The 20,914-nt window shown below is 68.4% G+C and carries 22 protein-coding genes; 9 read left to right on the top strand and 13 right to left on the bottom strand.

Going from position 1 to position 20,914, the window contains the following annotated elements; all coding sequences use genetic code 11:
* Positions 1 to 8: 8 nt before the first annotated feature.
* The gene (locus AC4GYU_RS09730; RefSeq protein ID WP_491086685.1) at positions 9 to 1,226 is read left to right on the top strand and encodes an NADP-dependent isocitrate dehydrogenase; all 1,218 of its coding nucleotides are present in this window, start codon (positions 9 to 11) and stop codon (positions 1,224 to 1,226) included.
* Between the two features lie 102 nt (positions 1,227 to 1,328).
* Positions 1,329 to 1,802: a YbaK/EbsC family protein gene (locus AC4GYU_RS09725; protein ID WP_491086684.1), complete on the top strand. Its 474-nt coding sequence runs from the start codon at positions 1,329 to 1,331 to the stop codon at positions 1,800 to 1,802.
* Here the strand turns inward: AC4GYU_RS09725 and AC4GYU_RS09720 are convergent.
* From AC4GYU_RS09720 to AC4GYU_RS09705, 4 genes are all read right to left on the bottom strand, one after another.
* Positions 1,790 to 2,995 carry an FAD-dependent oxidoreductase gene (locus AC4GYU_RS09720; RefSeq protein WP_491086683.1) on the bottom strand — a complete coding sequence of 402 codons (1,206 nt, stop codon included), beginning with the start codon at positions 2,993 to 2,995 and terminating at the stop codon, positions 1,790 to 1,792. The genes AC4GYU_RS09725 and AC4GYU_RS09720 overlap by 13 nt on opposite strands.
* 100 nt (positions 2,996 to 3,095) lie before the next feature.
* A complete protein-coding gene (locus tag AC4GYU_RS09715; RefSeq protein ID WP_491086682.1) occupies positions 3,096 to 3,458 on the bottom strand; it encodes a PH domain-containing protein in 363 nt (120 codons plus the stop codon).
* Positions 3,458 to 4,582 (bottom strand): Re/Si-specific NAD(P)(+) transhydrogenase subunit alpha, encoded by a 1,125-nt coding sequence (locus tag AC4GYU_RS09710; protein WP_491086681.1) that lies wholly within the window; start codon positions 4,580 to 4,582, stop codon positions 3,458 to 3,460. The genes AC4GYU_RS09715 and AC4GYU_RS09710 overlap by 1 nt, the downstream gene beginning before the upstream one ends.
* Before the next feature lie 2 nt (positions 4,583 to 4,584).
* Positions 4,585 to 4,734: a hypothetical protein gene (locus tag AC4GYU_RS09705; protein ID WP_491086680.1), complete on the bottom strand. Its 150-nt coding sequence runs from the start codon at positions 4,732 to 4,734 to the stop codon at positions 4,585 to 4,587.
* 136 nt (positions 4,735 to 4,870) lie between these two features.
* Between AC4GYU_RS09705 and AC4GYU_RS09700 the strand changes: the two genes are divergently transcribed.
* Positions 4,871 to 6,307, top strand: a complete 1,437-nt coding sequence (locus AC4GYU_RS09700) for a sigma-54-dependent transcriptional regulator (RefSeq protein WP_491086679.1) — start codon at positions 4,871 to 4,873, stop codon at positions 6,305 to 6,307.
* Between the two features lie 25 nt (positions 6,308 to 6,332).
* Positions 6,333 to 7,076, top strand: a complete 744-nt coding sequence (locus tag AC4GYU_RS09695) for a phosphodiester glycosidase family protein (RefSeq protein ID WP_491086678.1) — start codon at positions 6,333 to 6,335, stop codon at positions 7,074 to 7,076.
* On the opposite strand, the gene folP is transcribed toward AC4GYU_RS09695, so the two are convergent.
* The 3 genes from folP to rnhB form a co-directional block, all read right to left on the bottom strand.
* The gene (gene folP, locus AC4GYU_RS09690; protein ID WP_491086677.1) at positions 7,073 to 8,143 is read right to left on the bottom strand and encodes a dihydropteroate synthase; all 1,071 of its coding nucleotides are present in this window, start codon (positions 8,141 to 8,143) and stop codon (positions 7,073 to 7,075) included. The genes AC4GYU_RS09695 and folP overlap by 4 nt on opposite strands.
* 5 nt (positions 8,144 to 8,148) lie before the next feature.
* On the bottom strand, positions 8,149 to 9,276 hold the full coding sequence (locus AC4GYU_RS09685) for a site-specific DNA-methyltransferase (RefSeq protein ID WP_491086676.1): 1,128 nt from the start codon (positions 9,274 to 9,276) through the stop codon (positions 8,149 to 8,151).
* A gap of 209 nt (positions 9,277 to 9,485) precedes the next feature.
* Positions 9,486 to 10,118, bottom strand: coding sequence for a ribonuclease HII (gene rnhB, locus AC4GYU_RS09680; RefSeq protein WP_491086675.1), 633 nt, complete (start codon positions 10,116 to 10,118; stop codon positions 9,486 to 9,488).
* 146 nt (positions 10,119 to 10,264) lie between these two features.
* Here rnhB and AC4GYU_RS09675 point away from each other — a divergent pair, with 146 nt between their 5' ends.
* A complete protein-coding gene (locus AC4GYU_RS09675; RefSeq protein ID WP_491086674.1) occupies positions 10,265 to 11,023 on the top strand; it encodes a ZIP family metal transporter in 759 nt (252 codons plus the stop codon).
* Here AC4GYU_RS09675 and msrA read toward each other — a convergent pair.
* On the bottom strand, positions 11,020 to 11,565 hold the full coding sequence (msrA, locus tag AC4GYU_RS09670; protein WP_491086673.1) for a peptide-methionine (S)-S-oxide reductase MsrA: 546 nt from the start codon (positions 11,563 to 11,565) through the stop codon (positions 11,020 to 11,022). The genes AC4GYU_RS09675 and msrA overlap by 4 nt on opposite strands.
* Before the next feature lie 60 nt (positions 11,566 to 11,625).
* The gene (locus AC4GYU_RS09665) at positions 11,626 to 12,324 is read right to left on the bottom strand and encodes a PilZ domain-containing protein (RefSeq protein WP_491086672.1); all 699 of its coding nucleotides are present in this window, start codon (positions 12,322 to 12,324) and stop codon (positions 11,626 to 11,628) included.
* 132 nt (positions 12,325 to 12,456) lie between these two features.
* Here AC4GYU_RS09665 and AC4GYU_RS09660 point away from each other — a divergent pair, with 132 nt between their 5' ends.
* Both AC4GYU_RS09660 and AC4GYU_RS09655 read left to right on the top strand, forming a co-directional pair.
* The gene (locus AC4GYU_RS09660) at positions 12,457 to 12,849 is read left to right on the top strand and encodes a response regulator (protein ID WP_491086671.1); all 393 of its coding nucleotides are present in this window, start codon (positions 12,457 to 12,459) and stop codon (positions 12,847 to 12,849) included.
* Positions 12,846 to 13,688: an EAL domain-containing protein gene (locus AC4GYU_RS09655; protein ID WP_491086670.1), complete on the top strand. Its 843-nt coding sequence runs from the start codon at positions 12,846 to 12,848 to the stop codon at positions 13,686 to 13,688. The genes AC4GYU_RS09660 and AC4GYU_RS09655 overlap by 4 nt, the downstream gene beginning before the upstream one ends.
* 73 nt (positions 13,689 to 13,761) lie before the next feature.
* On the opposite strand, the gene AC4GYU_RS09650 is transcribed toward AC4GYU_RS09655, so the two are convergent.
* Both AC4GYU_RS09650 and AC4GYU_RS09645 read right to left on the bottom strand, forming a co-directional pair.
* Positions 13,762 to 14,901 carry an aminotransferase class I/II-fold pyridoxal phosphate-dependent enzyme gene (locus AC4GYU_RS09650; RefSeq protein ID WP_491086669.1) on the bottom strand — a complete coding sequence of 380 codons (1,140 nt, stop codon included), beginning with the start codon at positions 14,899 to 14,901 and terminating at the stop codon, positions 13,762 to 13,764.
* The gene (locus AC4GYU_RS09645) at positions 14,898 to 15,989 is read right to left on the bottom strand and encodes a CaiB/BaiF CoA transferase family protein (protein WP_491086668.1); all 1,092 of its coding nucleotides are present in this window, start codon (positions 15,987 to 15,989) and stop codon (positions 14,898 to 14,900) included. The genes AC4GYU_RS09650 and AC4GYU_RS09645 overlap by 4 nt, the downstream gene beginning before the upstream one ends.
* A 62-nt stretch (positions 15,990 to 16,051) precedes the next feature.
* On the opposite strand from AC4GYU_RS09645, the gene AC4GYU_RS09640 reads away from it, so the two are divergent.
* Together AC4GYU_RS09640 and AC4GYU_RS09635 are read left to right on the top strand one after the other, a co-directional pair.
* The gene (locus AC4GYU_RS09640; RefSeq protein ID WP_491086667.1) at positions 16,052 to 17,185 is read left to right on the top strand and encodes an acyl-CoA dehydrogenase family protein; all 1,134 of its coding nucleotides are present in this window, start codon (positions 16,052 to 16,054) and stop codon (positions 17,183 to 17,185) included.
* A 70-nt stretch (positions 17,186 to 17,255) separates the two neighbouring features.
* The gene (locus AC4GYU_RS09635) at positions 17,256 to 18,968 is read left to right on the top strand and encodes an AMP-binding protein (protein ID WP_491086666.1); all 1,713 of its coding nucleotides are present in this window, start codon (positions 17,256 to 17,258) and stop codon (positions 18,966 to 18,968) included.
* Here AC4GYU_RS09635 and AC4GYU_RS09630 read toward each other — a convergent pair.
* Positions 18,919 to 20,259 (bottom strand): terminase large subunit domain-containing protein, encoded by a 1,341-nt coding sequence (locus AC4GYU_RS09630; RefSeq protein WP_491086665.1) that lies wholly within the window; start codon positions 20,257 to 20,259, stop codon positions 18,919 to 18,921. The genes AC4GYU_RS09635 and AC4GYU_RS09630 overlap by 50 nt on opposite strands.
* A gap of 120 nt (positions 20,260 to 20,379) precedes the next feature.
* On the bottom strand, positions 20,380 to 20,913 hold the full coding sequence (locus AC4GYU_RS09625; RefSeq protein ID WP_491086664.1) for a GNAT family N-acetyltransferase: 534 nt from the start codon (positions 20,911 to 20,913) through the stop codon (positions 20,380 to 20,382).
* Between the last annotated feature and the right edge of the window lies 1 nt (position 20,914).

Here is a 20,914-nt window from a genome sequence, read left to right as displayed (position 1 = left end):
GCAGGCACATGACCAAGATCAAGGTAAAGAACCCCGTCGTCGAGCTCGACGGCGACGAGATGACCCGCATCATCTGGCAGTGGATCCGCGAGCGGCTGATCCTGCCATTCCTCGACGTCGACCTGCATTATTACGACCTGTCGATCGAGAATCGCGACGCGACCGAGGACAAGGTCACCGTCGATGCCGCCAATGCGATCAAGGAGCATGGCGTCGGCGTGAAGTGCGCGACCATCACCCCCGACGAGCAGCGGGTCGAGGAATTCGGCCTCAAGAAGATGTGGAAGAGCCCCAACGGCACCATCCGCAACATCCTTGGCGGCGTCGTCTTCCGCGAGCCGATAGTCATCGCCAATGTTCCCCGGCTGATCCCGGGCTGGACCGACCCGATCGTCGTCGGCCGTCATGCCTTCGGCGACCAGTATAAGGCGACCGACTTCCGCGTTCCGGGTCCGGGCAAGCTCACCATCAAGTTCGAGGGCGAGGACGGCCAGGTCATCGAGCATGAAGTGTTCGAGTTCGAAAGCTCGGGCGTCGCGATGGGCATGTACAATGTCGACGAGAGCATCCGCGACTTCGCCCGCGCCTGCCTGAACTACGGCCTGCAGCGCAACTGGCCGGTTTACCTCAGCACCAAGAACACCATCCTCAAGGCCTATGACGGGCGCTTCAAGGACATCTTCCAGGAAGTGTTCGAGGCCGAGTTCAAGGACAAGTTCGCGGCCGCCGGGATCGAATATCAGCACCGCCTGATCGACGACATGGTGGCGAGCGCGCTCAAGTGGAGCGGCAAGTTCGTCTGGGCCTGCAAGAATTACGACGGCGACGTCCAGTCGGACCAGGTCGCGCAGGGCTTCGGCTCGCTCGGCCTGATGACCAGCGTGCTGATGACCCCGGACGGCCAGACGGTCGAGGCGGAGGCGGCGCACGGCACCGTCACCCGCCACTATCGCATGCACCAGCAGGGCAAGGCGACCTCGACCAACCCGATCGCCTCGATCTTCGCCTGGACCGGCGGCCTCAAGTTCCGCGGCCGGATCGACGACACGCCCGAGGTGGTGAAGTTCGCCGAGACCCTCGAGCGCGTCTGCATCGAGACCGTCGAGAGCGGCAAGATGACCAAGGACCTCGCGATCCTCGTCGGGCCCGACCAGGCCTGGATGACCACCGAGCAGTTCTTCGAAGCGGTCGTCCAGAACCTGCAGAAGGAAATGGCGGCAGCCTGATCCGATGATGACGGCCCGTCGGCTCCGCGACTGCGCGGACCTCAGCGAACGGATATCCTCCGTTCCTAAGGTCCCCGCCTGCGCGGGGACGACGGTCGTCGAATGAGCCTCGAATCGGTCAAGGCCTGGGTCGCCACTCATGCGCCCGAGCTCCGACTGATCGAGGCCCATGCCAGTACTGCGACCGTCGCCGATGCCGCCGCGACCCTCGGGGTCGAGCCGGGGCGAATCGCCAAGACCATCGCGCTGAAGGTCGGCGACAGGACCCTCCTCCTCGTCACCCGGGGCGATGCCCGGCTCGACAACCTCAAATGCAAGGCCGCGTTCGGTGGACGAATCCGGATGCTCGATGCCGAGGCCACCCTTGCCGCGACGGGCCATGTCGTCGGCGGGGTCTGCCCGTTCGGCCTTGCCACCGAGCTTCCGGTCTATGCCGACGTCAGCCTCAAGGCTTTTGCCACGGTCTTCCCCGCCGCGGGCGACCGCCAGGCCAGTCTCGAAATCACGCCCGGGCGCCTCGCCGAACTGACGCGGGCGACTTGGGTCGACTGCTGCACGCTCCCTCAGGCTGGCTGAGCCTCGGGGCTTTCCACTTTCTCGCGGCGGATGCCGAGCCCGATCATCCGCCCGGGGATACGCTGCAGCACCGGCCACCGGTCGAGCAGCCGGATCGGCAGCGGCGCGGTGGTCAGCCGGTCGCTGCTCGCAAGCAAAGGCGACAGGATCGTCTCCTGCGCACGTTTCTGCGCCGCCTGCACCAGCCGGGTCGGGAGCAGGCGCCGCTCCTCCACCTTGGGCAGCAGCGGATCGATCGCCGCGCCCCGCGCCAGCGGACCGGCGAGGATATTGGCCGCGGCGACCGCATCCTGGATCGCAAGATTGATCCCGACTCCGCCGATCGGGCTCATCGCATGGGCGGCGTCGCCGATCGCGAGCAGCCCGGGCCGGCTCCAGCTGGTCAGCCGGTCGAGCGCGACGTTGAGGAGGTGAAGCTCGTCGACCGCCGTCAGCCCGGCGAGGTCGAGTTCGGGCGCGAGGGACCGGAGCCGGTCGCGAAGGGGCTCGATCCCGCCGGCCATCACTTCCGCCGCCGCGCCCTTGGGGATGACGAAGGCGCATTGCCAATAGTCCTTGCGGTCGATCAGGACGAGCATGCTGCCCGCCTCCACCACGCCCTGCAGCGCCTCGCCCTGCGCGCTCTCCTTGGGCAGGCGGAACCAGAGGACGTCGATCGGCGCGCCCAGGTCCTCGAGCGGAAGCAGTTTCGCCGCGCGGACGATCGACCCGCGCCCGTCGGCGGCGATGACAAGGGTCGAGCGAAGTTCGGTCCCGTCGCCGAGCCTGACTCCGCGGATGCGCCCCTCCTCCTCGATCATCGCGGCGACGGGCGCTTCCATCCGCAGTTCGAAGCCCGGATAGCGCGCCGCCGCGTCGCGGAGGAAATCGAGAAACTCCCATTGCGGCATCATCGCGATGAAGGGCGCGGGCGTAGGGAGGTGCGAGAGGTCGCCGATCCGCCACTCGCGCCCGCCGATCCGGAGCTGCGCTCGGGTCAGCCGGTTGTGCGGGCGCTGGAGGAAACGATCGAGCAGGCCGAGTTCGGCGAGGATTTCCATCGTCGAGGGGTGGACGGTGTCGCCGCGGAAATCGCGGAAGAAGTCGGCATGTTTCTCGAGGACGGTCACCCGGCAGCCGGCGCGGGCGAACAGCAGCCCGGCCATTACACCCGCCGGTCCGCCTCCCACGACGATCAGGTCGCGTGTGGTCATGGCGCCCCTTCTACCAGATCCGTCGTCCCGGCGCAGGCCGGACCTCAGGAGCTTCGCCCTACAGTCCCGAGATCACGGCCTTGCCGCGACGACGGTCGGTTCATCTCAATATGCCCCGCGCCAGTATCTGCTGGATCATCGCGAGATTGCTCCCCCGCCCGATCTTGATCTCGAGCGGCTGGCTGGTGCCGGCAAGCCAGAAGACCATGTCGGCGTCGAGGTCGAAGGTGCCCGCGGTCTCGAGGCTGAAGCGGGTGATCGAGCGATAGGGAATCGACTGGATCGCGACCTTCTTGCCGACCCAGCCCTGGATGTTGACCAGGCACAGGCGTCGGTCGGTGAGGAAGGCGATGTCGCGGATCGTCTTGAAGGCGATCAGCACTTCCTCACCCTCGACCAGCAGGGCACGGTAGCGTTCGGCAATTGCGTCGGTGTCGACCTCGGTCGCGCTGAACAGGCCCATCAGGCCAGGCGCTCGTTCACGATCCTGCCCCCGTGGGTCAGCCGGACGCCCTTCACGATCTCGTCCTCCTCGGGAAAGACCGGGCGGCCCTGTTCCTTGTCCCAGAAGGCCGACAGGAAGTTGAACAGGTTGCGCGCGTAGAGTGCCGAGGAATCGCTCGGCAGCGAGCGGGCGAGATTGTCGGCGCCGATGATGGTGACGCCATGCCGCTCGACCGTCTGGCCGGCGACGCAGCCCTCGACATTGCCGCCCGCGCTCGCGGCGAGGTCGACCACGACCGATCCCGCGCGCATCGTCGCCAGCTGCGCATCGCTGATCAGCCGCGGCGCGGGCCGGCCCGGGATGAGCGCGGTGGTGATGACGATGTCCTGCTTGGCGAGGTGGCTGGAGACGAGCTCGGCCTGCGCCTTCTTATATTCGTCCGAAGTCTCGCCGGCATAGCCGCCCTGCCCTTCGCCCTCGATCCCCGCCACACCCTCGACGAAGATGGGCTTGGCGCCGAGCGACTGGATCTGCTCGCGGGTGGCGGAGCGGACGTCGGTCGCGCTGACCTGCGCGCCGAGGCGGCGGGCGGTGGCGATCGCCTGGAGGCCGGCGACTCCGACGCCCATGACGAAGACCCGCGCCGGGCTGACGGTGCCCGCGGCGGTCATCATCATCGGAAAGGCCCGGCCATAAGCCGCGGCGGCGTCGATCACCGCCTTGTAGCCGGCAAGGTTCGACTGTGACGAGAGGACGTCCATCGACTGGGCGCGGGTGATGCGCGGCATCCACTCCATCGCCAGCGCATCGATCCCCGCCTCGGCATAGCCCTGCACCGCCTCGCGGCGGGCGAAGGGATCGAGCATCCCGACGAGGGTCGCGTCCTTCGCGGCACCGCGCAGCGCGGAGGCCTCGGGGCCGGCGACGGTCAGCACCAGCCCGGCGCCGTCGAGCACCGAGTCGCGCGTGCCAACGGTCGCGCCGGCGGCCGCATAATCCTCGTCGCTGATCCCCGCCGATCCCCCGGCCCCCTGCTCGACCGCGACGGTCGCGCCCAGTGCGGCGAACTTCTTCACCGTCTCGGGGATGGCGGCGACCCGGGTCTCGCCCGGCGCCGTTTCGGCGAGGATCGCGACCTTCAAGGTCAGTTCGCGATGATGATCATGACCAGGAAGCCGAGGATCAGGGCGATCACCGCCCCCCACTTCAGCATCGCGATCAGCAGGCTGTAATCCTTGACGGCCACCCGATAGTCGACGGGCGAGGTGTCGTTGGTGGTAGGTTCGGCGGCCATTGTTGCTCCTTGAGTGGCGGATAAGCTTGCTTGGAGGCGGTCATAGCCGCCTGCCCCCGGTTTCGGGAAGTCCCCGCCGCGCTCACGCTTTCTTTACCTTGGCTGGCTTATGGTCTCGCCGCAGGGAGCCCATGACGTGCGCGCCGACACCATAAGATTCCTATTGCTGGTCGATGCCGAACCCGACGAGCGCCGCCTCGTCGCGGCAACCGCGACGCGCGCCGGCTGGAACACGCTCGGCGCGCCCGGCGTGGCCGAGGCGCAGGAATTGCTCGGCGGCCCCAATGGCCATGAGATTCGCGCGGTGCTGATCGGCCGCTGGGACCCGCGCGGCGGACCGGCGCTGGTCCGGGCCCTGCGCGCCGACCGCCCGGGCCTTCCGATCATTGTCCTCGCCGAGGGCGGGTCGGTCGGCCAGGCGGTCGAGGCGATGCGCGCCGGTGCCTCGGACTTCCTCGTCCGCCCGGTCGCACCCGAGCGGCTGGTCGAGGCGCTCGCCGTCAATGCCGACCGGCGTCGCCCGACCGGCGAGCTTGCGCCCTTGTCCGAGAAGATGGCGCCGAGCCTCAGCCTCGACGAACTGGTCGGCGCGACCCCCGATTTCCGCATCGCGCTCGCGGTCGCCGCCAAGGCCGCGCGGAGCCGCCTGCCCTTGCTGATCCTCGGCGAAGGCGGGACCGGCAAGGAAACCATCGCCCGCGCGGTCCATTCCGCAAGCCCGCGCGCCCGCGGACCCCTCGTGCAGATCGACTGCCGCGCGGTCCCCGCCAACATCGTCGACAGCGAATTGTTCGGCCATGTCGCGGGCGCCTTCCCGGGCGCCTTCGCGGAACGCGTCGGCAAGCTGGTCGAGGCCGATGGCGGCACGCTCCTCCTCGACGAGATCGCCGACCTGCCTCCCGCCACGCAGCGCGCGCTCGACCGCGTGCTCGCCACGGGCGAGGTCCGTCCCGTCGGCTGCAACGGCTCGAACAGCGTCGACGTGCGGGTGATCGCCACCTGCTCGCGCCCGCTGCCCGAAGGCTTCGATCCCGGCCTTGCCGAACGGCTCGGCGGGACCATCGTCAGCGTTCCCGCCCTCCGCGACCGGAGCGGCGACATCCCGGCCCTCGCCCGCCACCTCCTCTCGCGCCACACCGGCCAGCCGGGCATTCGCCCGCAGTCGATCGGCGAGGACGCGCTCGCGGTGCTGATGCGCTACGGCTGGCCGGGCAACGTCCGCCAGCTCTCGAACGTCCTATTCCGGGCGGCGCTGCAGTCGCAGGGCGCGGCGCTGACCGCCGAGGACTTCCCCCATATCGCGCTCCAGTCGCGCTTCACCAACCGGGTCGGCGACACCGCCCGCGACATCGGCCAGCAGGCGGCGTCCGCAGCGCTGGCCGGCGCGCCGTCGATCACCCTGTGGCGCGCCGACGGGCATCTTCGCCCGATGGACGAGATCGAGGCCGACCTCATCCGCCTCGCCATCGGCCATTATCGCGGCAAGATGACCGAGGTCGCCCGGCGCCTCGGGATCGGTCGTTCGACACTCTATCGCAAGCTCGCCGAACTGGGCATCGACACCGGCCCCTGATCCGGTGCATCGGCGTTCTGGTCCGATGCACGCGATCCTGCTCCTCGTCCTGCTGCTCGCCGCCTGCAAGCGTCCAGAGCCCGCGCCCGAAACCGCCGAGGGTCCCTGCCGCACGGTCAATTTCGAAGGCGACAGCTTTACCGTCTGCAGCGAGCCCAGTGCACGGCTCGAGCTTCATGTCGCCGGACGCGACGAGAGCCCGTACCGAAGCTTCGCCGCGCTCGAGCATGTGCTCGGGGCCCGCGCCGCCTCGGTTCGCTTCGCGATGAATGCCGGCATGTTCGACGAGGAAGGTCGCCCGATCGGCCTCGCGGTCGCCGAGGACCGCGAGTGGCATGCGATCAATCGCCGGACCAATGGCGGCGGCAACTTCCACCTTCAGCCCAACGGTGTCTTCCTCGTCCGCAAGGACGGCAAGCCGCAGATCCTGACGACCCCCGCCTTTACCCCCTCGCCCGACATCAGGCTCGCCACGCAGAGCGGGCCGATGCTGGTGATCGATGGCAAGACCAATCCCCGCTTTGCCGCCGACGGCAGCTCGCGCTTCGTCCGCAATGGGGTCGGCATCGACACCTCGGGCACGGCGGTCTTCGCGATCAGCGACACGGCGGTCAGCTTCGGCAAGTTCGCGCGGCTGTTCCGCGATTCCCTCGGCTGCCGTCAGGCGCTGTATCTCGACGGCTCAGTCAGCAGCCTGTGGGACCCGGTCAACGGGCGGATGGACAGCTTTTCGGGGCTCGGCCCGATGATCGTCGCGGTCGCGCCCTAGAGGCGCGGCGTCAGCGCCTGGTCGCGAAGTCCGCGCCACACCCGCATCGCCTGAACGCTTTCATAGACGTCGTGCGCGCGAATGATCTGCGCGCCGCCGTCGAGCGCCTTCAGGGCAAGCGCAAGGCTCCCGCCCAGCCGCCGGTCGGCCGGTGCCTCGTTGTGGAGCGCGCCGATGGTCCGCTTGCGACTCGCCCCCACCAGCAGCGGGCAGCCGAGCCCGTGGAAGGCCGGAAGGCCGTTCATCAGCTCGAGGTTGTGCGCGACGGTCTTGCCGAAGCCGATGCCCGGATCGACGATGATCTTCGCGCGGTCGATCCCCGCATCCACTGCGCGCGCAATCGCGTCCTCGAGCCAGAAATAGACCTCGACCAGGGCCCCGCGCGGATAGGCCGGCGAGTCCTGCATCGATTCGGGGCTGCCCTGGTGATGCATCAGCACGACCGGGACTCCGGCCCTGGCGACGACCTCGGCCGAACGCTGGTCATAGGTCAGCGCCGAGACATCGTTCACCAGCGCGGCGCCCGCGGCGAGCGCGGCCTCCATCACCGCCGCCTTGCGGGTGTCGATCGAGACCGCGGCCCCACTTGCGGCCAGTGACCGCACCAGCGGCTCCACCCGCTCGATCTCGTCGCCTTCCCAAACGGTCCGGGCGCCGGGCCGCGTGCTTTCGCCGCCGACGTCGAGGATCGCGGCGCCGGCCTCGCTTGCGGCAAAGCCGTCTTCCGCGCTCGCCGCCTTGGCGCCATCCGAAAAACTGTCGGGGGTGGCATTGAGGATTGCCATCAGCTGCGGCTGGTCAAGGCGGATGGTCCGCCCGCCAAGCTGCAGCGGCGCACGGGGGCTGGTCAGTGCCGCCCAGTTCGCCGCCATGACGTCATCCTCGAGCCGGTCTTCGATCCGCTCGACCGGGACCAGTTCGCTCGTCACCCTGCCATCCCCGCCGACCTGCAGCAGCTCGACTACCGAGAACCACAACATGGTCCCCGCCAGCCGTGCGACCTTGCCGTCATGGCCGAAGGGAGCGTCGACGAAGCCGGTCGGCTTCAGGATGGTTCGAAAGGTCATCGAGATCAGGTCAGGGAAGCCAGATGTTCCTGCCGGAGCGTGTCGAGCGGAAGCAGGCGCCCGCCGCGCTCGAAATGCCAGTAAGTCCAGCCATTGCAGCTCGGCGCATTGTTGAGCCCGGCGCCGACCTTGTGGATCGACCCCGTGTGCGGACCGCAGGACAGGGAGCCGTCGGCCCGCACTGCCGCCTTCCAGCGCCGCTTCGAATCCATCAGCATTGTGCCCGGCGCGATGAGCCCGCTCTCGACGAGCAATCCGAAGGCGACCCGCGGCTGCGAGCGCTTGTCGGGCACCGTCTCCATCGCGCTCTCGTCGAGCGGCAGCGTTGCTTCGATCCGCGCGGCGGCAGCGGCGAGATAGTCGGGCTCGCGCTCGATCCCGATCCACTTGCGGCCGAGGCGCTTGGCGACGGCCCCCGTCGTCCCGGTTCCGAAGAAGGGATCGAGCACGGTGTCGCCCGGCTGGGTGCAGGCGAGAAGCACGCGATAGAGCAGGCTCTCGGGCTTCTGGGTGGGATGCGCCTTGTGCCCGTCCCCACCCTTCAGCCGCTCGGACCCCGAGCAGATGGGCAGGACCCAGTCGGAACGCATCTGGAGATCGTCGTTGAGCGCCTTCATCGCGCGATAGTTGAAGGTATATTTGCTGTCCTGGCTCTTCGAGCACCAGAGCAGGGTCTCATGCGCGTTGGTGAAGCGCGTCCCCCGGAAATTGGGCATCGGGTTCGACTTTCGCCAGACGATGTCGTTGAGGATCCAGTAGCCGAGGTCCTGCAGCGCCGATCCGACCCGGAAGATGTTGTGGTAGCTGCCGATCACCCAGATCGCGCCATCGTCCTTGAGCACGCGGCGAGCCTCGGTCAGCCATTCGCGGGTAAAGGCGTCATAGGCGGCAAGGCTGTCGAAATGGTCCCAGTCATTGTCGACCGCGTCGACGCGGCCGCCCTCGGGCCGGAACAGGTCGCCGCCGAGCTGAAGGTTGTAGGGCGGGTCGGCGAAGACGAGGTCGACGCTCTTGGCCGGCAGCTTGCGCATCTCGGCGATGCAGTCGCCCGCGATGATCCGCCCGCTCGGATCGGCGGCGGGCTTCTTGCGGGCGCGGACGGGCATGTCCCGGACGGGCAGTACGAGGTTCATGGTAAGGTAGGTCCCCTGCTTCGTCCGCCATGGTGAGTCCCCCCGGACTCGCGGTCAACGACGAAAGGGTTAACGGCCCCGGGCGTGCGACCGGAACGGAACGAGTCCGCAACGAGCTCGGCACAAGATATTGAGTCCTCGCCCGTCAGCAGGACTCAAGAAGCTGTGGTGTGGCGCGAAGGACTCGGCTCGCCAAGATCGTCGGCGCGCTACTCCGCGGCGAAGGCGAAGCTCGGCTGGGCGCGCTCGGCCAGCACTTCGCGGACCAGCCCGAAGGTCCTGCGATGAAGCGGCGTCGGGCCGAGGTCGCGCAGCGCCCTGCGATGGTCGGGGGTCGGATAGCCGCGATTCCGTTCCCAGCCATAGCCCGGATAGTCGCGGGCATGATCGGCCATGATCCGGTCGCGGGTCACCTTCGCCACGATCGAAGCCGCGGCGATCGAGCGCGCCTTGGCGTCGCCGGCGATGATCGGCAGGCTCGGCCGGTCCCACTTGGGGCAGCGGTTACCGTCGACCAGAACGAAGGCAGGGTCGAAGCCCAGCGCCTCGACCGCACGGGCCATGGCCAGCATCCGCGCCCAGTAGATGTTGAGCGCATCGATCTCCTCGACGGTGCAGATGCCGACCCCGCAGCGGGCCTGGACCATCAGCTTGGCGTGGATCGCCTCGCGCGCCTCGAGGCTGAGCTTCTTGCTGTCGTCGATCCCGCGCGGGAAGCGCTCGCGGTCGAGTACCACCGCCGCCGCCACCACCGGCCCCGCGAGCGGCGCGCAGCCCGCCTCGTCGACCCCGGCGAGGGGCAAGGGATGGTCCTTCTCGAGCTTGAAGCAGGGGCGCGGCATGTGCGCGGTCTACCAGATATGTTCTCCTGCGAAAGCAGGAGCCTAGTGCCTTTTCGTCGGCTCGGCGCACGCGCCGCCGGGGCTGGCGCGTCCGCTTGTCGGAAAACGGGCTGGCAACCGTCGGGCGGCAGGATCATTACGCCATCATGCCAATGGCACTGCAAGCCGGCCTGTGGGGCCTCCTCTCGGGTTCGGCGCTGCTCCTCGGGGCACTGGTCGGCTGGTTCGTGCCGCTGTCGCGCCGGACCATCGCCGCGATCATGGCCTTCGGCGCGGGCGTCCTCATCAGCGCGCTGTCCTTCGAACTGATCGACGAAGCCTGGCGGCAGGGTGGCTTCGCGCCGGTCGCGGGCGGCTTCCTCGCCGGCGCCCTCGTCTACACCCTCGCCAATTACTGGCTGTCGCACCGCGGCGCCCGGCACCGGAAGCGCAGCCCGTCCAAGGCCCGCGACGAACAGGGCGCGAACCATCCCGACAATGGCGCGGCGCTGGCGATGGGCGCGCTCCTCGACGGCATTCCCGAGAGCATCGTCATCGGGGTCAGCCTGCTTGCCGGCAAGGGCGTCGGCCTCGTCGCGGTGATCGCGGTCTTCCTGTCGAACATCCCCGAGGGCCTGTCGAGCGCGGCGGGCATGAAGTCGGAAGGCAAGAAGCTCGGCGGGGTCATGGCACTGTGGGCGGGCATCGCGCTCGCCTCGGGGATCGCCGCCGGCGTCGGCTACATCGCCTTTGCCGGCGTTGCCCCCGAAGCGGTCGCCTTCGTGCAGGCGATCGCCGCGGGGGCCATCCTCGCGATGATCGTCGACACGATGGTCCCCGAAGCCTTCGAGGGCACCCACGATTTTGCCGGGCTGATCGCGGTGACGGGCTTTCTCGCCGCCTTCGCGCTCAGCCGCCTGGCCTAGGCGGTCGCGCTCGCCTTCAGCCGGTTCTGGAAGCTCTTGCGAAGCTTCTGCAGCTTGGGCGGGATGACGGCCATGCAATAGGGATTGCGCTGGCCCTCATTGGCCCAATAGTCCTGGTGATAATCCTCGGCCGGATACCAGTCGCTGGCCGGCTCGATCGTGGTGACGATCCGCCCGCCCTGCTCCTCGTTCAGCGCCGCGATCTTGGCCCGGGCCTCGGCTTCCTGCGCCTCGGTGAGCGGGAAGATCGCGCTACGATACTGGGTGCCGATGTCGTTGCCCTGGCGATTGAGCTGGGTCGGATCATGGGTCGCGAAGAAGATGTCGAGCAGCTCGCCATAGCTGATCTCGGCCGGATCGAAGCTGACCCGGATCGCCTCGGCATGGCCGGTATCGCCGCCGCACACCTGCTTGTAGGTCGGGTTGACGGTCTGCCCGCCGATATAGCCGCTCTCGACCCCCGACACGCCGACCACGTCGAGGAACACCGCTTCGGTGCACCAGAAACATCCGCCGGCCAGGATCGCTTGCTCTTGCGCCATTATCTACTCCTTGTTTCGGAGCGGATATGGCGTGTCGCACGCCCGGCGCAAGGCAAGGGTTCAGTGCTTGAAGGTTGCCTTGAGGCTGGCGAGCTCGAGGCGCTTGCCTACCCATTCGGCGAGCTCGTCGAAGGTCAGCTCCTTGTCGAACACGATGCCGGCGCGGCGATCGCTGTACCAGCGCACCTCGCCGCGGATCGGGCGCAGGCTCTCGACCACCACGACCACCGGCTCGCCGATGCAATATTCGTCGATCGGGCCGACCTTCATGCCGCCAAGGCTGATGTCGTGGACCTCGACCTTGTAATAGAGCTTCTTGAGCTTGACCGTCGCCGAGCAGCCGACCTCGAGGCGCGGCGGACGCGGACGGAAGCCGTGGCGCGGCTTGCGGCCGGCGAACAGCTCGCCAAGGTCGACGCCCTGGTCGAACTTGAGGCCGATCAGTCCCTCGCGGATCCAGACCACGCTCGACGGGATCGACTGGCCGTTGAACTCGACCGTCACCGTCTCGCCGATCGGCGGGCAGCGCGAGCAATCGGCCATGACCCCGCCTGCCGACATGTTGCGGAGGCGAATGAGCTGCTCGCCAAAGGCGCTGGTCATCTTGGCGACGCGAAGGGTCGGCATGACCCGGTCGTCGCTGCGCCGCTCGGGCGGCCGCGGCACGGCGAGGCTCAGGGAAACGGTGGTCGAATCGAACGCCGCGGCGTCGACCTCGGCCGCATGCCGGCTACGGCGACGGATCAGACTGTGGAACACGCGTCTCGGTCTCCTCGCGGGGCGCTTGGGACTTAAGTGAGGCTCATCGCTGAGCGCATTGGCATCGCTTTACGCCGCGGCAGGTTAAGAAGCGGTTGCATGTCCGGCACAAAGGCTTGAAGGGTTGGTCCAATGGCCGACAGACCCCGCCTCCTCGTCATCGATGACGAACCGGCCCTTGCCGACTTCGTCGCAAAAGCGGCGGAGCTGTGCGGCTATGTCCCGGCGATCGCGTCGGACCGGCAGGGTTTTGAGCAGGCCTTCACCGCGCGGCGGCCCGAAACGGTCGTGCTCGACCTCGGCATGCCCAACACTGACGGGGTCGAATTCCTCCGTTTCCTCGCCGACCATGATTTCGCCGGACCCGTGCTGATCGTCTCCGGCTTCGACCGGCGCGTGCTCGAAAGCGCCTTCCGCCTCGGCTCGGCGCTCGGGCTCACCATGGTCGGCCCGCTCGAGAAGCCGGTTCGCCTCGACGAGCTCGAGACTTTGCTCCATTCGCTGAAGCCGGGCCTGGTCCCGTGAATGCCAAGGAGCGGCGACTGCTCGACGACCTCGAGCGGGCGCTGGCGACGGGGGGCCTGAGGCTCGCCTACCAGCCCAAGGTCGCGACCGACGACGGGCGCCTCGTGCGGGTCGAGGCCCTTGTCCGCTGGCAGCATCCGACCCTGGGCGCCGTCCCACCGATCCAGTTCGTGTCGCTGGCCGAGGATCATGGGCTGATCGACGACCTCACCCAGTGGGCGCTGCGCACCGCGCTTCGCCAGTGGCGCGACTGGCATCACGAGGGGCTGGACACCGACGTCGCGGTCAACATCTCGGCGATGAGCCTCGAGCAGCTCGACTTTCCTGACCTCGTCGAACGCCTGTGCCGCGCATTGGACGTGCCGACCGAGCGGCTGGTGCTCGAACTGACCGAGGGCGCGACCCAGCCGCTGATCAAGCTGATGGACACGCTGACCCGCTTCCGGATCAAGGGCGTGGGGCTTGCCATCGACGATTTCGGGACCGGCTATTCGGGGCTGATCCAGCTGAGGAAGCTCCCTTTCACCGAGATCAAGATCGATCGCCAGTTCGTCACGGGGCTCGCGACTAGCCGCGACGACCAGGTGATCGTCCGCTCGGTGATCGAGCTTGCCCACGGCCTTGGTCTCGCCGTCACCGCCGAGGGGGTCGAGACGGTCGAGCAGCTCGCCGCGCTGCGCGCCCTCGAATGCGATCTCGTCCAGGGCTATCTCCTCGCCCATCCGCTCGAAGCGCACGAGCTCGTTCCCTGGGCGAGCCGGCATAAGCGCCGCTGGAAGATGCTGATCCGCCCGCCCGAGGATCCCTATCTGCGCCAGCGGCTCGAAGCGAACGGCTGAGCTGGAGCGCAAGCTGACCGTTCCCCTGCGGAGGCAGAGCAAAAGGCACTAGGCTCCTGCCTTCGCAGGAAAACTAAAGCGCCCTTGCCCGCGCCATGGCCGCAATCCCCGCGTCGATCGTCGCGTCCTGCTTGGCAAAGCAGAGCCGCACCAGCCCGCGTTCGGGCGCCGTCTCGTAGAAGGGCGACAGCGGAATCACCGCCACCCCTGCCTCGCTCACCGCGCGCTCTGCGAAGGCGACGTCGTCGAGGCCGATGCCAGAGGCGCGAAGGTCGACGCACTGGAAGTAGGTCCCCTCGCTCGGCAACAACGCATAACCGGCATTCTCAAGTCCTTGCGCCAGCCGTTTCCTAGCGCGCGCGAACCCGGTCCGGGCCTCGGCCAGCCATTCGGGATGGCCGAGCCCGACCGCCACCGCCGCCTGAAGGTTGGGCGCGGTCGCGAAGGTCAGATATTGGTGCGCCCGCGCGATGACGTCGGCGAGCGCGGCAGGCGCGATCAGCCAGCCGACCTTCCACCCGGTGAGCGAAAAGATCTTGCCCGCCGACCCGACCTTGATCACCCGCTCGGGCGCCAGCGCCGCCAGCGAGGTGAAGGACGCCCCCGGCGGGAGCACTTCTTCCCACACCTCGTCGCTGAGAATGAGGAGGTCGTGCTGCCGCGCGACCGTCACCACTGCCGCCAGTTCCTCGGCGTCGAGCAGGCGGCCGGTCGGATTGTGCGGGTTATTGATGACGAGCATCCGCGTCCGGGGGGTCACCGCCGCGGCGATCGCCTCCTCGGTCAGGCGCCAGCTCGGTGGCCGCAGTGCAACCTCCGCGACCTTGCCCCCGGCCCGCCGGATCAGCGGGGCATAAGCGTCATAGGCCGGCGCGACGATGATCGCCTCGTCGTCCCGGTCGAGGCTGGCGAAGAGGATGGAGGCGATCGCCTCGGTCGCGCCGCTGGTGACGACCACCTGCGAAGGATCGACCGCAAGCCCCTGTCGCACTGAATAAAATTGACAGACCGCCTCGCGCAGGGCCGGGAGCCCGCGCGAAGGCGCATATTGATTGCTGCCCTCCCGCAGGAGCCGCGCGGCCTCGTCCAGCAGGGGTTCGGGCCAGCCGAAATCGGGAAAGCCCTGGCCGAGGTTGACCGCCCCGTGCCGGGCTGCGGCAAGGCTCATCTTCTCGAAGATGCTGATGTCCATGGCCTCGAAGGCAGGGTTCAACGCAGCACTCCCGTCTCGCGAAGGCCGGCAATGGCCTCGGGGTCATAACCAAGTTCGTCGAGGATCGTCGCGCCATCCTCGCCCTCGCGGCGAGGCGGGCGCGGCGCCGCAGCGGGGGTATCCTCCAGCCGCGGGGCCGGCGCGGGCTGAACCACACCGCCAACTGCAACGAAGGTCCCGCGCGCCACATTGTGCGGATGGTCGGGGGCTTCTGCGAGGTCCAGCACCGGCGCGACGCATGCATCCTCGCCCTCGAACTGCGCAATCCAGGCCTCACGCGGCCGGCTGGCGAAGGCCGCGGCGATGGCCTCGCGCCCCGATCCTGGCGCGATCCCGAGCCCGGCATAGAGCGCGGCACGGAACTGCGGCTCGATCGCGCCGACGCTGATCGGCTTGCCGTCGGCGCAGGCATAGCAGCCATAGACCGGTTCCCCGCCGTCGAGCAGGTTGGCCCCCCGCTCGTCGCGCCAGGCACCCGCCGCGCGAAGCCCGTAGATGAGCGCACCGGTCAGCGCCGCGCCGTCGGTCATCGCCGCATCGATAACCTGCCCCTCACCGCTCCGCTGCGCATGGAGCAAAGCCGCCACCATCCCGAAGGCGAGCATCAGCCCGCCCCCGCCATAATCGGCGACGAGATTGAGCGGCGGCACTGGCGGCCGGTCGGGCTCACCGATGCAGGAGAGCAAGCCGGTGAGCGCGAGATAGTTGATGTCATGCCCCGCGGCCTGCGCCAGCGGTCCCGCCTGCCCCCAACCCGTCACCCGCCCATAGACGAGCCTGGGATTGTCGGCGCGAAGCGGCTCCGGCCCGAGCCCGAGCCGCTCCATCACGCCCGGGCGATAGCCTTCGATCAGCCCATCGGCCCTGGCGGCCAGCGCCCGGACAATCGCCCTCCCCTCCTCCTGCCGGAGGTCGAGCGCGATGCTTTCGCGATTTCGTGTCAGTGGATCGTTGGGGACGCTGAGATTGCCGGGCCGTTCGACCCGGATCACCCGCGCGCCATGGTCGGCGAGCATCATCCCCGCGAAGGGGCCGGGCCCCAGTCCCGCCATCTCGATGATCGTCAGTCCGCCAAGCGCGCCCGGCATCGCTTCCCCTTTCCTTTGCCGTCTTGGGCCGTAGGCTGCGGCAAAGGCAAGGAGAGACTGACGTGCTCGATACCGCGACGAGGATCCTGTTCGAACCCGAGCATGAGGCATTTCGCGACACCGTGAGGCGCGTCGTCGGCGGGCTCGACACCGACCGCCACGAGCGCGAGGGCATCGTCGAGCGCGAGGCGTGGCTGAAGGCGGGCGAAGCGGGGATGCTGTGCCCGACGGTGCCCGAGCAATATGGCGGCACCGGCCTCGACTTCCGCTTCAACGCCATCGTCAGCGAGGAAGTGAGCTATGCTGGAAGCGCGGCCGGTTTCTCGCTCCAGAGCGACATCGTTGCCGATTACATCCTCGCCTACGGCTCCGAGGAGCAGAAGAAGAAGTGGCTCCCGCGGATGGTCACGGGCGAGGCGATCACCGCCATCGCCATGACCGAGCCGGGCGCGGGAAGCGACCTCCAGGGGATGAAGACCATCGCCCGCAAGGACGGCAACGGCTGGCGCCTGTCGGGCAGCAAGACCTACATCACCAACGGCCAGGCCGCGGACCTCGTCATCGTCTGCGCCCGGACCACCGAGGAAGGCGGCGCGCGCGGTATCTCGCTCTTCCTCGTCGAGACGGGGGATGAAGGCTTCACCCGCGGCCGCAACCTCGACAAGATCGGCCTCCACGGCAACGACACGTCCGAGCTCTTCTTCGACGAAGTCCACCTTCCCGCCGACCGCCTGCTCGGCGCCGAGAATGGGGGCTTCCCCATGCTGATGAACCAGCTTCCGCAGGAGCGCCTCTCGATCGCGGTCCAGTGCCAGGCGGCGGCCCAGCGGGCGTTCGACCTCGCGGTCGACTTCACCAAGGATCGCAAGGCGTTCGGCAAGACCGTGTTCGACTTCCAGAACACCAAGTTCACCCTCGCCGACCTCAAGGCGCAGCTGCAGGTCGGCTGGGCGCATCTCGACTGGGCGATCCAGCGGCACCTTCGCCACCAGCTCACCCCCGCCGAGGCGAGCGCGGCGAAGCTGTGGCATTCCGAGTTGCAATTCGCCGCCTGCGACGCCTCGCTCCAGCTTCATGGCGGCGCGGGCTACATGAACGAATATCCGATCGCCCGCCTGTGGCGCGACGCCCGCGTGACCCGGATCTACGGCGGGACGAGCGAGATCATGAAGGAGCTGATTGCCCGTTCGCTCTAGGCTCGTTACCGCGCGCTAACCTCTTGTCACTGACAATGTTGTCAGTGAGCGTGAAATAAGGGAGCGAGCGGTGGACGGTGAAGTGGGCATGACAGGCCACCCGGTGCCGAAGGGCTGGACGCCCGAGCCGATGCCAGTGGGTGAGATCCTCGCCCGCAGCGCGGCCCGCTATGGCGATCGCCCGGCGCTCGACTTCATGGGCCGGATCTGGAGCTATCGGAAGCTCCACCGCGATGCGCTGGCGGCGGCGCAGGGCTTCCTCGCCCTCGGCGTGAAGCCGGGCACGCGCGTCGGCCTGTTCCTGCCCAACACCCCCCATTATCCGATCGCTTATTATGGCGCCCTCCTCGCCGGCGCGACCGTGGTCAATTTCTCGCCGCTCTATTCGCCCGACGAGGTCGCCTTCCAGGCGCGTGATTCGGGGACCGAGATCATGGTCTGCCTCGACCTCGCCAAGCTGTGGTCGCCAATCCAGCGGCTGCTCGACGATGGCCTCGTCCGGCAGCTGGTGGTCGGCAACCTTCCCGAGGTGCTGCCTGCGGCGAAGGCGCTCGGTTTCCGCCTGCTGAAGCGCAAGGAGCGCCAGGTCCTTCCGAGCGACAGCCGGATCGGCAGCTGGCAGCGCCTCCTGTCTGACCCCGGGCAGCAGCCGCTTCCTGCGGTCGACCCGGCGGCCATCGCGCTCCTCCAATATACCGGCGGCACCACTGGCGTGCCCAAGGGCGCGGCGCTGACCCATGCCAACCTCACCGCCAACGCCCAGCAGCTTGCCGCGATCGATCCCGGCCATGGCGTCCGCGAGGGCCGGGTCCTTGGCGCGCTGCCGCTCTTCCATATCTTCGCCAACAGCTGCGTCCTCAATCGCTCGATGCTGTCGGGCGGGACGATCACGCTGCTTGCCCGGTTCGACGCCGGCGAGGCGCTTGCCGCCATTCGCCGCAACCAGCTGACCGACCTCGCCGGCGTGCCGGCCATGTACCAGGCGATGATCGACCATCCCGATTGCGCCAGGACGAGCTTCGCCACGGTCCAGCAATGCTTCTCGGGCGGTGCCGCCATGACGTCGGCGCTGAAGGAGCGGTTCGAGGACATGACCGGCGCGCGGGTGCTCGAGGGCTATGGGCTGACCGAGACCAGCGGGGTCGTGTCGGTCAATCCGTACGTCGGCGAGACCCGCGCCGGGACCGCCGGTCTGCTCCTTCCCGGGACCGAGATCAGGATCTGCGACGCCGAGCAGCCCGAGCGCCAGCTCCGCGCCGACGAAGCAGGCGAGATCCTCATTCGGGGACCGCAGGTGATGACCGGCTACTGGCGCGCTGCGGACGGCCGGCCCGAGCCACTCGCCGACGGCTGGCTCCACACCGGCGACCTCGGCTTCGTCGAACCGGGCGGCTATCTTCGACTCGTCGACCGCTCCAAGGACATGATCAACGTCGGCGGGTTCAAGGTCTTCCCGAGCCAGGTCGAGGCCGCCTTGCTCAAGGATCCGGCGATCAAGGAAGCGCTGGTCATCGCTATCCCCGATCCCCGCGTCGGCGAGCGGCCCAAGGCCTTCTGCGTGCTCCACGAAGACCATGAGACCGATCCGGCGGCAATCCTCAAGGCCGTGAGCGTCCGCGTCGGCAAGCATGAACGTCCCGCCGAAATCGAGATCCTCGACGATCTGCCGCGCACGCTCATCGGCAAGCCCGATCGCAAGGCGCTGGCCAAGCGCGAGGCCGACCGGCGCGCGCTCAGCGAAGCGAGCGAAGCCACGGCGGTGCCCGCGTCCGCCCGGCGCTGAGGCTGAGGCTGGTCAGCGCCCAGACCATCGCGTCGGCCCGGTCGGGGCTCCTCCCCGGTCCGTCATAGCCGCCGCCCGCGATCAGCCCGCACAGCTGGCGCTCGAGCTCGGGCCAGCTGCCGTGAAGCCGTACCCGCCCGCTTTCGAACAGCATGGCAATGGGTTCGGCCCGGGCCGACTTGCTGACATGGGCGTGGACCAGCCCGACCTTGAGCGCGCTTCCCGGCTGCTTGAGGATGACGTCCTCGACCATGGTCCCGCCCTGGTTGCCCTCGGCGACGATCTGGACCGCCCGCCCGTCGCTCAGCAGATCCTCGTAGGAGCGCGCGGCATCGGCCACCCGGCCCGACCAGATGGCGGGGCTTGCCTCACCGACGCTGTGGTCTGCGAGCACATGATAGGTGCCGGCGGGATCGCGGGCGCAGGCGACGATCCCGCACACGCCCCCGCCCGACGGCGGATCGACCCCGATCGCGACATCGTCGAGCGCCGGCCAGGGCTCGTCGCTGCGGCTGGCGGCGATCATCTCGGGAGTCCAGAGCGCGCCCTCGGGCGGCGGCATCTCGCCATAGAGCTCGACCCGGCCCTTGTGGGTATGGCCATAGTCGCGCTCCATCTTGTCGAGGAAGCGCTTCGGCAGGTGCGGATTGTCGAAGGTGGTGCCGCGGCTGACCACCGTGTCGCAGGCATTGAGGATATGCTCGAGCGCGGGCGAGGCGGCGGGCGTGGTGGTGACCACCACCTTGGGCTCCTCGCCAAGCCGGAGCCCGAACTGGAGATTGTCCCAGGTGTCGACGCCCTTCTTCCACTTGGCGAGTTCGTCGCACCAGGCGTGGTGATGCTGGAAGCCGCGTAGCTTCTCGGGGCTCGCGCCGCTGAACAGCTTGGCGATCGAGCCATTCTTGAAGTGAAGCTCGCCCTTGCTCGAATGGAAGCGGTCGATGATGTCGGGGGCGACGACGAGGAGGCCGCTATAGCCTTCGACCATCACCTGCCGCGCTTCCTCGATCGTTGCCGCGACCAGCGCCAAGCGGATCGGCCCCTCGGCCTCGCGGACCTTGGCCGCGATCCATTCGGCGCCCGCCATGGTCTTGCCGAAGCCGCGCCCGGCCATGATCAGCCAGGTGGCATGATCGCCCGGGGGCTCGAGCTGGCCCGGATGGGCACGCTGGGACCACGGCAGGATGGCGCCGTCGTCGGGGTCCTTGCCGGGACCGTCTGATAATTGCGTGATCGCGCCGCTTCCCGGCTGACTGCACCGCCCGGCCGAAACCGCGGCGGGCGCGACCAATAGGTCCGACCCGCCGCGAGCCCCCCGCGCTCGGCACAGTCGCGCTGCACCGACCGGAACGAGAAGGCCCGTTCAAATCCTACTAGTCAAGCAAAAACGAACCGCAAGGGTTCGCGTGACTTACCAGGACGGGCGCTGCAGGACCGTCGTGGGGCCGTGATAATCGATGCTTTGCAGCGGCTTGAAGCCGAGTCTTGCGGCGAGGCGGAAACTCGGCTCATTGCCCTCACTGATGATCGCCCAGACGGGCGTCGGGTCGAGCGTCGCCTCCGCCCAGTTGAGCAAAGCGCTGCAGGCTTCGAACGCCATGCCCTCGCCATGGGTCTCGGTCGCGAAGATCCAGCCCATCTCGGGCTCGTCCCCGAACTCCGGCTCGAAGTCGCGCCAGGCGGTGAAGGCGCCGACATTGCCGACCAGCTTGCCGTCGGCCTTCCGCTCGACCGCGAAGCCGCCGAAGCCGTTCATGTGCCAATTGCCCATCGCGGCGCAGAGACGGCGCCAGCATTCCTCCTGCCCCATGGGTTCGGGACCGAAGAAGCGATGCACGGCGGGCTCGCTCATGATCGCGTGATAGGGGCGGAAATCCTCCCGCCGCCAGGGCCGTAACAGAAGACGCCCGGTCTCCAGGGTCGGAGCCAGGCGTCCCTTGTTCATC

This window comes from Sphingomonas sp. SP2, assembly GCF_058313385.1.
This window is presented reverse-complemented; position numbering and strand designations above follow the sequence as displayed.